We start from the raw sequence: 16,409 nt of genomic DNA on the forward strand, positions 1-16,409 counted from the left end.
ATCAATCTATTATATTTGCATTGTAACAGACCCTAAAATGGAAATGCCATACAAAAAAGAAAGGACAGGAAGTTTCTGTCCTTTCTTTACTTTATATATAAAAGTCCTTTACTGGACTCTTATTGCCACTTATCGACATAGCTGCTAATGTCTACGCCGAGCCCTTCCGCAAGCCGTATACCGTATTCTTGGTCTGCACGGTAGAAATTACTGATGACACGAAGCTGAATATCAGGACGTACGCCTTTCAGATCGTCCACAAGGTTACGAATCAAATGATCTTGATCGGTTGTACTGAAAGAACGATAAAGCTCGCCTGCTTGCGTAAAATGTTCCTTCTTATCGATCGCTTTGCGTGTCACGTTACCTTGAAGCGGCGCTTCACAGTCACGATAATGCGGATCTTCTTTCGGTGTATGATCAAAGCTGTTAGGCTCATAGTTAATCGTAGAGATATCTTGTTTCACATTCATATAACCGTCGCGTTGATGGTTGCGTACAGGCGTATGCGGTGAATTAATCGGAATTTGAAGATAGTTCGGTCCAAGCCGGTGACGCTGCGTGTCAGGATATGAGAATAGACGGCCTTGCAGCAGCTTATCTTCAGATGGTTCGATGCCTGGAACGAGTACACTTGGTGCGAATGCAACTTGTTCTGTCTCGGCGAAGAAATTGTCTACATTGCGGTTCAGCGTCATCGTACCTACCACATGGAATGGGTACTGATCTTCTGGCCATGTCTTCGTTGCATCTAGCGGATCAAAGGAATGAATGTCCAAATCTTCAGGAGGCATCATTTGTACTTGCAGCTGCCACTGTGGGAAGTTGCCCGCTTTAATGTTGTCAAATAAATCACGAGTCGCATGGTTGAAATCTTGACCTTGAACTGCGGGAATTTCGTCAGCCGATAAATTTTTGACCCCTTGCAGCGATACCCATTTATATTTCACGTAGGTCACTTTACCCTCAGCATTAATCCACTTGAAGGCATGGACACTAAATCCGTCCATTTGACGATAGTTCACTGGTGTGCCGTTATCGGAAAATACCCAAGTCATCATATGCGTAGATTCAGGCGATAAGGACATGAAGTCCCAATAACGGTTCGGGTCTTGAATATTCGTGTCCGGCGCAGGCTTCAAGGAATGAACCATGTCCGGAAATTTAATCGCATCGCGAATAAAAAATACAGGTAAATGATTGCCGACGATATCGTAGTTGCCCTCTTTCGTATAGAACTTCACTGAGAAACCGCGTGGATCACGAGCAGTCTCAGGTGAGCCTGACGAATGAATAACGGTTGAGAAACGTACGAATACCGAAGTCTCTTCACCTGCTTCTTGCAAGAAGGCTGCCTTCGTATATGCCTTCATGCTGTTTTCTAGACGGAACACACCATGAGCCCCTGCCCCGCGTGCGTGTACAACTCGCTCTGGAATTCTTTCACGGTCAAAGTGAGCGATTTTCTCGATCAAGTGATAATCTTCAAGTAATGTCGGTCCGCGTTGTCCGGCCGTTCTAGAATTCTGGTTATCACCAACAGGAGCCCCTTGATTAGTAGTCAGACGATCTGTCATTAACGATTGCACCCCTTTACACTAGATATAATATTTAGACTTATTCTAAATCTTAATATTATATTAGCATAGGGCCTAATACTCCATCATGAGGAGTGCATGATTGTTGCATGAATACTAAATGAAAATGTAATGATATCTAAAATATGATTAATCAGCTAATCGGTACCCTACTCCGCGCACCGTTACGATATATTTAGGTGAAGTTGGGCTGTCGCCAAGCTTTTTGCGCAAGCTTTTTACATGAACATCAACAACATTGCTGCCGCCAAGAAAATGAGTGCCCCAAATATCATTCATCATCATCTCACGAGAAATGACTGATCCTTTGCCGTCTATTAGTTTGAGCAGCAGTTCATACTCCGTCTTGGTCAAGTCAACGGGGGCTTGATTTTGATGAACGGTCATTTTGCTGCGGTCAATCCACAGATCTTTATACACCGTCCGATGGATGGATTGATCTGCGCCGCTGAGCAACTTGTCCTTGGATCCGCTGCGGATTAACCGGTTCACATGATAAATCACTTCTTTCTCGCGCGCCGGCCAAATGAGCAGTTCCTCTTCCATCAGTTCGTCCTCATGCTCTGAGATCATTTGTTCATTAACAAGGAGCAGTGAAGGCACACCTTCGAACTGTTCTCCGAACAGCGTTTTATACTCGGTATAGACATGCTCATCTGAATCTGTAGTCATATCGAAAACAATTAAATCTGCAGCTAGACTAAATTGAATATCCGGTTCAAAACGGTGAAATACAAGGACATCAAAACAACGCTCTGACAGAGAACGAACTAATTCATGAATTTCGCTTGGACGCGAGCTGATTAATACGACCCTCTGCGTGATCGGACAGACTTCTGCAGATGGTTCAGATTGTCCCTTTTCCTTATGATGATAAGGTGCCGATATCGGCACCACATTACCGCTTAACGAAAGTTTCACTTGGTTCGTTTGGTTTGACATTCGGAACATACCCCCCCAAATACAACGTGCGCATGGTGTACATCGTATCCTGTCTCTTTGGCTACAGCTCCGCTCCATTCCTTCGGAATCTCGCTCATCACTTCGTCTACACGCCCACAAACTTCACAAATAATGTGCTGGTGATCGTCTAGCTTGGCATCGTAGCGACTCGCCGATTCGCCCAGTTTCAACTCACGAATTAACTCCTTCTCCGTCAAATAACGCAAAGAGTTATACACTGTGCCATATGCAAAATTGTAACCTTTCTCCACCAATCGGTTCATGACATCAGCCGCTGTTGGGTGATCATGCGAATTACGTACTATATCGTATACGGCTTGCCGCTGTGTCGTTAAATTTAAAGATTTCACAGTAATCAATCCTTCGATTTGAATTTAGAATAAGTATAAATCTTATTTCGATACCGGTCAATGGTTCTATATTGCAAAACAAGCCGGAAACGTTGAACAACGCCCCGGCTTGTTTATGTATTATTCTCAATTATTGCTTCTTTACGCTAAAATTTGTTCAATACGTGCAAGCACATCTTCAGACAATTTAATGCCAGATGCTTTCACGTTCTCTTCGACCTGCTCAGGACGGCTCGCACCCACCAGCGCACTGGCAACAATATCTTGACGCAAAATCCATGCAAGCGCCAGCTGCCCAACCGTGATTCCCAGCTCGTCTGCTACTTTAGAGAGCTGCTGCACTTTGTTAATCTTCTCTTCTGTGATGCCACGCTTCATAAAGTCGATTTTAGCTGCGCGGCTGTCTGCAGGAATATCGGTTGCCGATTTATATTTACCTGTGAGAAGCCCTTGTGCTAGCGGTGAGAACACTACTTGTCCGATCCCTTTTTCCACGCCAAGAGGAATGACTTCCTTCTCAATGTAACGTTCGAACATGTTATAGATCGGCTGGTTGACGACTATGCGGTCTAACAAATAACGATCAGCTACACCAAGAGCATCCTGCATTTGCACAGCAGTCCATTCACTAACACCGACGTAAAGCACTTTACCTTGGCGAACTAAGTCGTCCAGCGCACGAAGTGTCTCTTCGAGCGGCGTGTCTGGGTCATAACGGTGGCAATAGAAAATATCTACGTAGTCTGTGCCAAGTCTCTTCAAGCTGGCGTGCGCCTGTTCCATAATGTGCTTGCGAGACAAACCGCGATCATTGGGTCCATCACCCATCGGCCAGAATGCTTTCGTAGCAAGTACGAACGATTCACGAGGATATTCTTGAAGCGTCTTGCCAAGAAGCACTTCTGCGGCACCCCGCTCATACATATTCGCTGTATCAAAAAAGTTGATTCCTAGACTATATGCTGTATGAATAGACTTCACGACTTGCTCCGTATCTCCATAGCCGTGTGTAAGCCAGCTGCCAAGACTGATTTCACTTACTTTAATACCTGTGCGGCCTAATCTGCGATATTCCATAAATTGATAACCCTCCCAAGTTCAAATGAATTACCTTTTTATTCTAAAGAAATAGGGTAAAAAAGTCCATGAAGCGTTGACACTTGAGAGTCGATCATGAGACAATTTTAAGTGAATTTATTACACTTTTTCCAAATTGGGAGGAATCTGCCTGATGGGGCAAATACGTGTAGGAATGGTCGGCTATAAGTTTATGGGCAAAGCCCATAGCCACGCTTATCGTGATGTATCGATGTTCTTTCCCGATACCCCTAAACCAGTCATGAAATTCATATGCGGAAGAAATGAAAATGGGGTGAAGCAAGCGGCTGAACAGTTCGGATGGGAGAGTTACGTTACCGACTGGCGTGATCTGATAAACAGTAGCGATATTGACCTCGTGGATATTAATGCGCCGAGCGATGCGCACAAAGAAATTGCTCTGGCGGCGGCTGCCGCTGGTAAGCATTTATTTTGTGAAAAACCGCTTGCCCTCTCGTTATCCGATGCACGTGAAATGCTTAAAGCAGCCGAAGAGGCTGGAGTTAAGCATATGATCAGCTTCAACTATCGTTTTGTGCCCGCAGTACAACTCGCCAAAAAACTCATTTCAGAAGACCGCATCGGCCAAATCCATCATTTCCGCGCATGGTTTTTGCAAGACTGGATTGTTAATCCCGAATTCCCGCTCGTATGGCGTTTACAGAAAGAAGTGGCCGGCTCAGGAGCTCTAGGCGATCTCGGCGCTCATTTAATTGACCTCTCTCATTATCTGATCGGTGACATTCATGAGGTTGTTGGGATGAGCGAGACATTTGTTAAAGAACGGCCGCTTCCTAATAAGATGACAGGACTTAGTGCAGGTATCGACAAAGATGCGCCTAAAGGACAGGTGACTGTTGACGATGCGACTTTGTTCTTAGCTCGTTTTGAGAACGGCGCACTAGGCAGCTTTGAAGCAACTCGCTTTGCGGCGGGTCAACGCTGTACGAATGCATTTGAGATTAACGGAAGTAAAGGAAGCATTAGGTTTGACTTTGAGCGGATGAACGAGCTGGAACTATACTTCACAGAAGACGCGGATGATGTTCAGGGATTCCGCCGCGTGCTTGCGACGGATCCTGCACATGCATATATGCAAGCATGGTGGCCGCCAGGACATCCTATTGGATTCGAGCATACCTTTATTCATGAAACGGTAGAACTGTTTACTGCAATCGAGGAGGATCGTCAGCCATCCCCGAATTTCACAGACGGCGTGAAGTGTCAACAAGTGCTGGAGGCAGTGGAACTGTCGATTCGAGATCGGCGCTGGGTCAAGATCGATAAATTATAAAAAGATGAAATAAATCGTATGGAGGGCTGTTCTCGTGCCAAATCAATCTGCATTAATTGTATGGGGTGGCTGGCCTGGCCATCAACCCGAAGAAGTAGCCTCTATCTTCCGTCAATTACTAGAGAGGCATAGATATCAAGTAGAGGTGTCGAATTCGCTCGAGGTGTTCGCTGATGCAGACAAATTGAAGCAGATCGATCTTATCGTACCTATTTGGACCATGGGCGAAATCGAACCGAAGCTCGTGAACAATGTATCTGCAGCGGTACAAGGCGGCACTGGACTTGCCGGATGTCACGGAGGTATGGCCGATGCTTTCCGGCAAAACGTAGAATGGCACTTCATGACAGGCGGTCAATGGGTGGCGCACCCAGGCGATAATGGAGTAGAATACACCGTCAATATAAAGAACAGCTCAAGTCTACTCCTCGAAGGTATCGAAGATTTCACTGTCAAGTCGGAGCAATATTACTTGCATGTCGATCCAGCAGTTGAAGTACTCGCTACAACCCGCTTCCCGATTGCAGAGGGACCGCATTCTGCGAATAGAGCAGTCGATATGCCTGTCGCATGGACGAAACGCTGGGGTGCCGGACGCGTATTCTACTGCTCACTAGGCCACCAAGCGGACATGATCGAAATACCTCAGGTGAAGGAGATGATGACTCGCGGGCTTCTCTGGGCCGGGGCAGGTAAGTCGCCAGGCTCATTCCCAAGTGAAGAGAACGATACTTTTAACGGTGTAGGAGATTAATCATATCCTGAATCAAGAGGTCACGAGGACTCACTCTAAAAGAATTTAGGGTGAGTTTTTTTGTAATTTTTATACATAAATACATTTATTGACCATGTACAATGAACATGCTACAATAGTGCCGAAATTAGTGAAAGCGTTTGCATGACATGTGGTTTAACACACGTCAGCATTCAACAATGAACAACAAAATACGCCTGTTTGGGCAAACGATTGCACTAATCTTCGTCAATTATTTTGCGAAAGGGGAAAGGGAATTTAATGCAAAAACGGCTCAGGAAAACATGGTCACTGTTGCTCATTATTATACTGGCAATCAGCTTGTTTACAAGCGTCGCGCCAGTACACACGTATTCTAGTGAAGCTTCCTTGTCTGATGCATCAACAAACAGCAGTATCATTATCGACGGGCACAAGGACCCCGCTTGGGAAAACGTTCCTGTGCTCGGAGCATCAGCAAATGCAGGCTTCGAAGGTTTCCAGATTGGAAATTTGCGCATCACCAATGATGAGAGCTACTTATATTATTGGGTAGATGCTGTTAACGTTCCGAATTGGGGTGACAATGGTCAATACATAGACATTGCGCTTCAAGTCAATGATGCAGATTCAGGTGTAAGCGGCAATCCATGGGGTTCACAGTTTAATTATTCGAACATGGATAAGAAACCTCAGTTTCACATCGTGCAGCGTGTCAAAAATGACAACGAAGTAAACGGAGCTGCCCTCTATTCCAGCTCGGACTTTAACAATCCACTGCTGGCTACTTGGGGAAATGTACAGGACGCACAATTTGCAGTGGACCGTACACAAGGTTTTGAAGGGAAAATCCCATTGGAAATTCTCGGCTTGCATGGTGGCGACTCCATTAAAGCTCACGTCGCCCTAAGCGGTAACAACTCTGGAGAGCATGGAGCATTCGACGCCATTCCAGAAGACTCGGCTAACCAATTGTCTGCAAGCTGGAATGAGTCAGGTTCGAACGTAGATATGCAGGGAAGCTACTGCTCTCCATATGTCATTACGGATCCATCCACGCAGCTTCGAGCAACCAGTTTCTCTCCTGCTATTGGAAGCACTAATGTACCAGTCAGCACCTCTGACATTACTATTTCATTTAATGAACCAATCGCACTAACCGGTTTAGAAGCCCCTTCCGTGACAGACGCTGTATATGATATATCCGCAGATCATAGCAACCTCACATTCCACCTAAAAGAACCCTTAGCATCTAACCATACGTACCATGTAACGATCCCCGCAAACTCCATTACGGGTTCAACTTTTGGAAGCTTGCCGAATACAATAAATTTTGAATTTACTACTGAATTAGACGTTGCCAATCTATTCAGCTACACAATCCACTATTACCGCTATGACGGAAAGCAGAACGATTGGGATCTATGGGTGTATCCTGACGGCGGTGAAGGGAAAAAAATAGATTTTACATCGACAGATGCTGATGGATTTGCTGTCACTCAGATTAATGAGCCTTTCCAAGCAATCAATGTCATTGCAAGGCCTGGAAGCTGGGCTAGTCAAGAAGATACTCGCAAAGTAACGGTACCCGAAGGACAGAAAAAGGTTGAGGTGTGGATGGTTCAAGGAAATAATAATGTATTTTACAACCTAGCTGATGCGGACATATCCGCAAAGATCCAATCCGCAATGATGGATTCGTTAAATATGATTCTGCTAACGACAACGCAATCGGTTCAACCATCCGATCTCCCAGACTTTCATCTAAAGGATGAGACGACAGGGGAAGACGTGCCTGTTACAGCTGCTGCTAAAAGCGCAACTTCCGTGAAATTAACGATCTCGAATCCCTCACAAATCAATGTTCGTCACATATATACAGTAAATCATCCGAAATTCAAAGGTACAAATGTGACCGTTCGCGGAGCTCTGGATGATCCGCAATTTTACTATGGCGGCGATGATCTAGGACTGACTTACACTACGAGTGCCAGTACTTTTAAAGTATGGGCTCCGACAGCACAGAAGGTGTCTGTCGCCTTATACGATAACGTTGGAACCTATAACGAACAGGGGCTCGTAACCGACAATACTGGCGGTCAAGAAACGGAAATGAATCGCAGCGATAATGGTGTATGGTCGCTTACGCTTAATGGAGATTTGGCCGGAAAATACTATATGTACAAAGTTGAGTTTGCAGACAATGCTGTGAATTATGCGGTAGATCCATATGCGAAGGCTGTCTCTGCTAACGGTCAGCGAACCGCTATATTATCGCTTCATGATACAGACCCAGCAAACTGGTCTAATGATCGCAAGCCGCCGATGATTAATGATACGGATGCGATTGTATACGAGCTCCATGTACGGGATTTTTCAATCTCTCCATCATCCGGCGTTTCAAACAAAAATAAAGGCAAGTTCACAGCATTCGCGGAAACGGGATTAAAGGACAGCGACGGGAACAGCTTAGGGATTGACCACTTAGCTGAGCTTGGAGTTACGCATGTGCACCTCCTCCCTTCCTTCGATTTTAATACGATAAACGAGCTTAAAGTGAACGATCCAAATTCGGCGGATCCAAAATTCAACTGGGGTTATGACCCTAAAAATTACAATGTACCGGAAGGGTCATACTCTACCGATCCGACAAATCCCGCCAAACGAATTACTGAATTTAAAGAAATGGTGCAAGCTCTTCATGCTAAAGGAATACGAGTCATTATGGACGTCGTCTATAATCACACCTTTTCTATTGAAGGCGGCCCATTCAATCCTATTGTTCCAGGGTACTTCTATCGCTCGGACGATGCTGGAACATTCACAAACGGCTCAGGAGTAGGCAACGAAATCGCGTCTGAACGGCCTATGGTCCGCAAATATATTGAAGATTCGGTAAAATACTGGGCTAAGGAATACGACGTAGATGGATTTCGTTTTGACTTGATGGGTCTAATCGACACCACCACGATGAAGCAAATAACAGATGAATTGAAGCAGCAAGTCGATCCATCGCTGCTTATTTATGGCGAACCATGGACAGGCGGAAGCTCCCCGCTTCAAGAACAGACCTTGAAAGGTTCACAGAAAGGAAGCGGCTTTGCTGTCTTCAACGACAACTTGCGCGGCGCAATTAAAGGAGACAGCGACGGTGCGGGCAAGGGCTTTGCAACTGGGGAATCCGGCAAAGAAGCTGACATTATAAAAGGCGTAAAAGGTGCAATCGATGACTTTACGAGTTCGCCAGCAGAAACGATCAACTACGTTACAGCACATGACAACCTTAATTTGTGGGATAAAGTCGTAACGACTCAAGGATTAGCAGATAAGTATGGATTTCTGAAAATTAAGGACGGTCAGCTCATAGGCGGCGGCAGTGTGGAAGACGCTGTTCATGCTGCCGATCCTTACAAAGATGTTGATCCGAGTAGCGTATTCACCAATGAGACGGTTAGACGTTCCCTGCTTGCCAACGGCATTGTGTTGACCTCACAAGGCATCCCGTTCATTCAAGCGGGTGATGAACTGCTGCGAACGAAATACGGTGATTCCAACAGCTATAAGAGTCCGGACGCGGTTAACCAGATTAACTGGGACAATAAAAAATTGTTTAAAGATGTAACCGCTTATTATGAAGGCTTGATTAAGCTTCGCAAAGAACATCCTGCATTTAGACTTACAACAGCTGACGATATCAACAAAAATCTTCAGGTGATTCACAGCAGCGACAATATTGTAGCCTTCAAGCTCGGTGAGTTCGCAGGGGGAGACAGCTGGAAAAATATCGTTGTCATCTACAACGGCAATTCTACCGATAAGCAAGTTTCTTTGCCGACTTCATCCTCCACATGGCATGTTGTCGTGAGCGACCATGAAGCAGGTACGAATGTGCTTGATGATATCACCAGCAATCAAGTGACCGTGCCAAGATTGTCGATGATGGTGCTCTATGATAATGAAAACCAGTACGTGCCTGTCCTATCCAAGCTTGATATACAGTCGCCGTACAAAGCGATTGAGCCGGGAGTCTCATTCGCTCTCAAGGTGACTGCCAGTGACCAATTCGGTAGAGCAATGACTGGGGAAGATGTTGTATGGAGCTCCTCAAATGAAAATGTAGCTACAGTAGGTGCATCAGGTAGAGTAACGGGTATCGCCAAAGGCGAAACGAAAATTACGGCAAAGAGCGGAAGCGTCACGAACACACTGACTCTCTATGTAGATAACCTTAAACCTGGTGATATTCAAATTACAGGGGAAACGTTACTGTACACTACGATGAACACACAGCTCAAAGCGACGGTTAAGGATCAGTATGGCCAGATATTGAAAAATGCTGCGGTTACATGGTCTTCCAGCGATCGATCCATCGCTGAAGTCAGCTCATCTGGATGGGTAGAGGCGATCAGCCCAGGAACGGTTAAAATATCAGCAAGCTCCGGCAGTGCCAAAGCGGAAATTACTATCGAGGTTAAGAAATACGTCGAGCGGACTGTTCAAATCGAATACGATCGTCCTGATCAGAATTATACAGGCTGGAACCTTTGGGTATGGGGCACTGGGGTACAAGACGACCAGATTCTATTTGATAAATTCATAGACGGCAAAGCGATCGCTAATGTTAAGGTTGCTCCAGGTGTAACACGCATTGGCTTCATTGTCAGGTTGAACAACTGGGACGCCAAAGACGTCGATGCGGATCGGTATATTGAACTGGGTAAGAACGATGAGTTTGTAAAAGTCATTGTCACGAGCGGCAAAGCTGAGTTTTATAAACTTCCATCCATAGGCAAGCCTGTGCTTCAGAATGGTAATGCGACGTTTTACTATCGCGATGATGAACTGTTCCGCAATAATGACATGAGTAAAATGGATAAGGTGAGGCTGAAATTTGACGGTCATGTCTATGACATGATGCGAGACGACAAAAATCAGTATTTTGCCTATACTGTCACAGGGCTTACGGAAGGCACTCATTCTTATTCCTATCTCGTTACGATATCAGGCAGCGAACAAGAGGTTCTGGATCCATACAATACGGTTAACGGCAAGAGCGAGCTCATCTATACATTGCCGAATGTAAATGTCATTGCAAAATTTGAAAACAGCACTATTAAAATCGGGCAACATTCTGTGCTGGGCGTCCAAATCAGCGGTGATCCTGTTCATATCCAAGAGATCTATGCCGATTTGAGCGCGGTTGGAGGACCACAGAGATTTGTCATTGATCCAGAGCTTATGGCGCAGACTATCACCGTGAAGGACACCACGACCGCAGGCAGCAAGTCCATTCCTGTCATTGCTATTGATGAATTTGGGAATGCTCACCGCACGACCGCAGCGTTAACCGTGCAAACGAAGACATACACGAACAGTCTGGATTTCGACTGGGATGAAGCAAGAATTTATTTCATGCTAACGGATCGATTCTACGATGGAGATCCATCTAACGATGATCCAAGCGGAGAACATCAAGACAAATCTCTTCCTGAAACATACCACGGCGGAGATTTCCAAGGCATTATTGACAAACTCGATTATTTACAGGATCTTGGTATCAATACGATCTGGATTACGCCTATTGTCGATAATATTGACTATAACGTAGGCAAAGATCAGCCTTGGCAGAACCAGTACGCTTATCATGGCTATTGGGCTAAAAACTTTGAAGCCATTGATGAACATCTCGGTGATCTAAAAACGTTTCAAGATCTGATCAACAAGGCGCATGATCACAGTATCAAGATTATGGTCGACGTCGTACTTAATCATGCCGGGTATGGAATGAAGGAATCCGATGTCAATGCGGCGGGCGCCACAAATTATCCTACAGCTGAGGACAAGTCAGTATTCAGCGGCATGCTTAGGGAAACCCCGGGCCAAGGTGATCTTGAGGGTGAGGTTGCAGGTCTTCCCGACTTCAAGACAGAGGACCCAGCCGTTCGCAATCAATTAATTGCATGGCAAGCTGGTTGGCTCGAAAGAGCTAAAACAAGTCGCGGTGATACGATCGACTATTTCCGTGTGGATACAGCTAAGCATGTAGATGCAACGACGTGGAAAGCATTCAAAAATGCATTAACTCGTTTAAATCCTGATTTTAATTTAATTGGTGAATCGTTCGGCGATAATGCCGATAATGGGCTCGGCTTACTCCGAAGCGGTGAAATGGACTCATTGCTTGATTTTGATTTCAATGACAAGGCCCGCGACTTTGTGAACGGTCAGTTGGATCAAGTCGAAAGCTATCTAGAGATTAGAAATGACAAAATTGACAACACAGCTACAGTAGGACAATTCCTCAGCAGTCATGATGAGGACGGATTCTTGAGTGAGTTCGTGAATGGCGACGAAGGTAAGCTGAAGGTTGCCGCAGCTCTGCAAATATCTATTAAAGGGCAGCCGGTTATTTACTATGGAGAAGAGCTTGGTCGTTCAGGTAAAAACGCAGACTTCGCCAAAGGCGTTTTCTCAGATAACCGCAGCGATATGCCGTGGAACCAACTCAGTCCTGAAGCCGCTCTCCACGATCACTATGAGAAACTGCTTAATATTCGCGCGAAATACTCTAAAGTATTTTCTAAAGGTTCGCATGTGAAAATAGCTGGCGGAAACGACGAACAATATTTGTTCTATAAACGTGAGTACGATGGTCAAAGCGTCTATGTGGGCTTAAATATAAGCCGCACACAGCAATCGGTAAATCTGCAGCTGGGACTTAAGGCAGGAACCGTCGTAACGGATGAATACAGCGGGTTAAATTATACTGTAGATTCAGCTGGCAATGTTACGGTTAAGGTCCCAGGCATGGACGATGGCGGAACGATTATTCTGACTGTCGCTAAGCAGGGAGGAGATACAGGAGGCGGCAACGGTAACGGAAACAACACCGGCAGCCAAGGCGGCTCTATCCCTATCGTTAAACCAGCGGACGCAGATACGGTTATTATTAGTCAGCCAATGGTTGCGCAAGGGAAAGTGCAAGTAACGCTTCCTGCCGGTAAAACTCGCGTACTCCTTCCAGCCGCTGCATCGGCCTTTAATAGCGACAATTCGCTAGTCATTCAAAAAACGGATATGGAAGTCAACATCCCAGCATCAATTATTAAACAATTGAAGGAACTTGTGCCTGCCGCGAAGCTAACATCTGCTCAGCTCTCTGTCCAGCTTATACCGCTAAGCAGTGCTGACACAGAGCGTTCGATGAATAAATCCAGCGTACAGCAGCATGCAAGCGTACATGCGGCAAGCGGTATTTACCAAATCATTGTATCCATCGTTACAGACGATGGAAAAATGACAACACTTAAACAATTTAATAGTCCTGTAGCTCTAACGTTCCATATCAATTCTAGAGCAAATCAAGACATCACCTGGGTCTATTCTATAAGTGCTGGCGGCACACTTCGTTATGCAAAGTCGACGAAGACAGATGATTCTATCACTGCTTCCATAAATGAGCCAGGATCGTATGCCGTACTCGAATATGACAAGAAATTTTCAGACGTTCCAGACAGCTACTGGGCTAGCTCAGTCATTCGGACACTTGCGGCTCAGCAGATCATTCAAGGCAGCACTGATACCCAGTTCTCGCCACAGCGAAATGTGACACGCTCTGAATTCATTTCGATTCTTATTAGAGCTCTTCATTTACACAGCAGCGGTCATACCACAACATTTACAGACGTGCCTTCAGGAGCATGGTATGAGGATGCGGTGGCCGCTGCCACCGAGTCCGGACTCATAACAGGTCGAAGCAGACATTCGTTTGCACCGAATTCTACGATTACACGTGAAGAAATGGCCGTTATCCTTGTGCGCGCGTATGAACTGATTCAGCAGAAATCAGCAGACACTGCTAAGCAGGCTCCTATCTTTGACGATGTAAACAGCATCTCCATCTGGGCGAAGGACAAAGTCAATAAGGCAGCGTCGTTAGGCCTGCTCCATGGACGAGGCAACAACCTCTACTCGCCTCAAACGCCGTTAACCAGAGCCGAGAGCGCACAGGTTATTGCAAATCTTCTAAACGAACTGCTTGTTACCCAGAAACCTCAATAATTCAAAAAGCCTCACGAGACAAACATTTGTCCGTGAGGCTTTTGTTTCAACGATATTAATGAATTTGCTTCTTCTCAAAATTGCCTCCGAGCACGTCGGACACACTTTCAATCGCAATAAATGCATTAGGGTCAATCTCATGAACGATAGCCTTTAGCTTCGCAAGCTCAAGCCGTGTTACAACGCAATATATCATTTGTGTATCTTCGCCCGAATACCCGCCCCTTGCATAGATGAACGTCGTGGTCCGGCCAAGCCGATCTCGAATCGCCTCCGATATTTCCTCATAATCGCCCGAAATAATCGTGACCGACTTCGATTCATTGAGACCCTCTACAACAATGTCCATCACTTTAGAAGCGATATAGTAGGTAAAAATCGAATACATTGCTGAATCCCAGCCAAACACAAAGCCTGCCAGAATAAAAATAAATACATTGATGAACAAAATAATTTGACCCACAGGAACATGCAGTTTCTTCGACATCAAAATGGCTACAATCTCTGTACCGTCGAGTGACCCCCCGAATCGAATGACAAGACCTATGCCCAAACCTAGTATTAATCCGCCAAACAGTACAGCAAGAATCGTCTCCTGTGTAAACGCATCTACATGATGCAGAAGCTGTGTTGTAATAGACATCAGCGTAATCCCGTATAACGTAGATAAGGCAAAAGTCTTACCGATTAGTTTATAACCAATGATCAAAAATGGAACGTTAATGAAGAAGATGAACAAACCTAATGGAATAGGGGTCACTTCAGATAAAATAATCGATATACCGGTAATACCCCCATCAATTACTTCATTCGGAATAAGAAAGATTTCAAGGGCAACGGCCATAAGAATGGCACCTATCGTAATAAAAATGAATTTTTTCACAAACTCGGCTGTTGAAAGTTTCTTATGTTTGCGTACCATCAAACTCCCCCTTGTAGCGAATATTAGTCTGGTAAATCTGTTCATGTATTATTGTAACATACTTTCCTCATTGTATTATTCGCCCATTAACAGTAAAAAGGACGATCGCTTTCCTTCTCACGAAGGAGGAATCGTCCTTTAATTAAATCTACCATACACTATTTTAAAACATACTGCGAAAGCACACTCTGAACTTGATAAATATTTGAATGTTTATTAAAAGTGCGTTCGATCGGCGTCTGGCTGCCGGACAGCCAAATTTTCAATTCTGCATCGAGGTCGAAATGCCCTGAGGTTTCAATCGTGTAATGTGTAATGCTGCGATAAGGAATCGAATGGTACTCAACCTTCTTCCCTGTGATGCCTTGTTTGTCGACCAGAATAAGTCGTTTGTCCGTAAAAATAAACATATCCCGAATAATTTTATAAGCAGCTTCAATTCGCTCGCCTGGCGCCAAAATCATCCCAAATTCCTTCTGCACCTCATCCAGCTTCACTTCTGAAGCATGACCCATTAATCCGTCAAAAAAACCCATAACTAAGCCCTCCTTATACCTGTGTTCCATAAATATTTAATTGTATGGTATCACATCTAAGAGTGTTCATGGGCAATAATAAACAGGTTTCGAATGGTGAAACCTGTTTATCTTTCAGTAATGCGCGAGAGAAATGAACGCACCCGTTCATGAGCTGGGTTCTGAATAATCTCTTCTGGGGTTCCTTCTGCTATAATACACCCTTCATCCACCATAATGACTTTGTCGGCAACCTGGCTGGCAAACTTCATTTCATGGGTCACAATAACCATCGTCATGCCTTCAGCAGCAAGTTCCTGGATTACTTTCAATACTTCCCCGACAAGCTCGGGATCAAGTGCGGACGTAGGCTCGTCAAAGAGCAGCACCTTCGGATCAACTGCCATCGCCCTTGCAATGCCGACACGCTGCTGCTGACCGCCCGACAGCTGACTCGGATATGCATTTGCTTTATCTGCGAGGCCTACTTTTCGAAGCAGCTCAGTCGCTCTCTTGCGCGCCTCTTCTATACTCCTCTTCAGCACTATAACCTGCGCTTCCATCACATTGGCAAGCACCGTCATATGCGGGAATAAATTGTACGATTGAAATACCATTCCAGTCTGTCTGCGCAGCGTAAGCACCTGATCTCGCTTCGGTTTATTCCCATCGTGAAATTCCATCCGAATATCTCCCACAGTAAGACTGCCCTCTGTCGGCATTTCTAATAGATTCATACACCGCAGCAACGTTGATTTGCCTGAGCCCGATGGACCGATGATGACGAGCACCTTCCCTCTCTCAGCAGAGAGATTGATGTCTTTGAGCACATGATGCGGACCGAATAATTTCTGTACATTTTTCATTTCAATCAT

10 protein-coding genes are annotated in these 16,409 nt (G+C 45.2%); 3 read left to right on the forward strand and 7 right to left on the reverse strand.

What is annotated here, in order from left to right:
• Nucleotides 1-119 precede the first annotated feature (119 nt).
• The 4 genes from J2Z20_RS08045 to J2Z20_RS08060 form a co-directional block, all read right to left on the reverse strand.
• Nucleotides 120-1,577 carry a catalase gene (locus tag J2Z20_RS08045; RefSeq protein ID WP_209847879.1) on the reverse strand — a complete coding sequence of 486 codons (1,458 nt, stop codon included), beginning with the start codon at nt 1,575-1,577 and terminating at the stop codon, nt 120-122.
• A 150-nt stretch (nt 1,578-1,727) separates the two neighbouring features.
• Nucleotides 1,728-2,540 carry a winged helix-turn-helix domain-containing protein gene (locus J2Z20_RS18125; RefSeq protein WP_209847882.1) on the reverse strand — a complete coding sequence of 271 codons (813 nt, stop codon included), beginning with the start codon at nt 2,538-2,540 and terminating at the stop codon, nt 1,728-1,730.
• Entirely contained in the window at nt 2,516-2,911 is a 396-nt protein-coding gene (locus tag J2Z20_RS08055; protein WP_209847884.1) for a Fur family transcriptional regulator, read from the reverse strand. Before J2Z20_RS08055 ends, J2Z20_RS18125 begins: the two co-directional genes overlap by 25 nt.
• Nucleotides 2,912-3,052: 141 nt before the next feature.
• On the reverse strand, nt 3,053-3,988 hold the full coding sequence (locus J2Z20_RS08060) for an aldo/keto reductase family protein (protein ID WP_209847887.1): 936 nt from the start codon (nt 3,986-3,988) through the stop codon (nt 3,053-3,055).
• A 154-nt stretch (nt 3,989-4,142) separates the two neighbouring features.
• Here J2Z20_RS08060 and J2Z20_RS08065 point away from each other — a divergent pair, with 154 nt between their 5' ends.
• From J2Z20_RS08065 to pulA, 3 genes are all read left to right on the forward strand, one after another.
• The gene (locus tag J2Z20_RS08065; RefSeq protein ID WP_209847890.1) at nt 4,143-5,303 is read left to right on the forward strand and encodes a Gfo/Idh/MocA family protein; all 1,161 of its coding nucleotides are present in this window, start codon (nt 4,143-4,145) and stop codon (nt 5,301-5,303) included.
• Nucleotides 5,304-5,337: 34 nt separating this feature from the next.
• Nucleotides 5,338-6,057, forward strand: a complete 720-nt coding sequence (locus tag J2Z20_RS08070; protein WP_209847894.1) for a ThuA domain-containing protein — start codon at nt 5,338-5,340, stop codon at nt 6,055-6,057.
• Between the two features lie 261 nt (nt 6,058-6,318).
• A complete protein-coding gene (pulA, locus tag J2Z20_RS08075; protein WP_209847897.1) occupies nt 6,319-14,097 on the forward strand; it encodes a type I pullulanase in 7,779 nt (2,592 codons plus the stop codon).
• Nucleotides 14,098-14,152: 55 nt separating this feature from the next.
• Here pulA and J2Z20_RS08080 read toward each other — a convergent pair whose 3' ends face one another.
• The 3 genes from J2Z20_RS08080 to J2Z20_RS08090 form a co-directional block, all read right to left on the reverse strand.
• Complete coding sequence (locus tag J2Z20_RS08080) at nt 14,153-15,019, reverse strand: YitT family protein (protein ID WP_209847900.1); 867 nt, start codon at nt 15,017-15,019, stop codon at nt 14,153-14,155.
• Nucleotides 15,020-15,177: 158 nt separating this feature from the next.
• Complete coding sequence (locus J2Z20_RS08085) at nt 15,178-15,555, reverse strand: PH domain-containing protein (RefSeq protein WP_209847903.1); 378 nt, start codon at nt 15,553-15,555, stop codon at nt 15,178-15,180.
• 107 nt (nt 15,556-15,662) lie between these two features.
• On the reverse strand, nt 15,663-16,409 hold the full coding sequence (locus J2Z20_RS08090) for an amino acid ABC transporter ATP-binding protein (protein WP_209848225.1): 747 nt from the start codon (nt 16,407-16,409) through the stop codon (nt 15,663-15,665).

It is taken from the genome of Paenibacillus sediminis, assembly GCF_017873765.1.
Classification (GTDB): Bacteria; Bacillota; Bacilli; order Paenibacillales; family Paenibacillaceae; genus Paenibacillus_AG; species Paenibacillus_AG sediminis.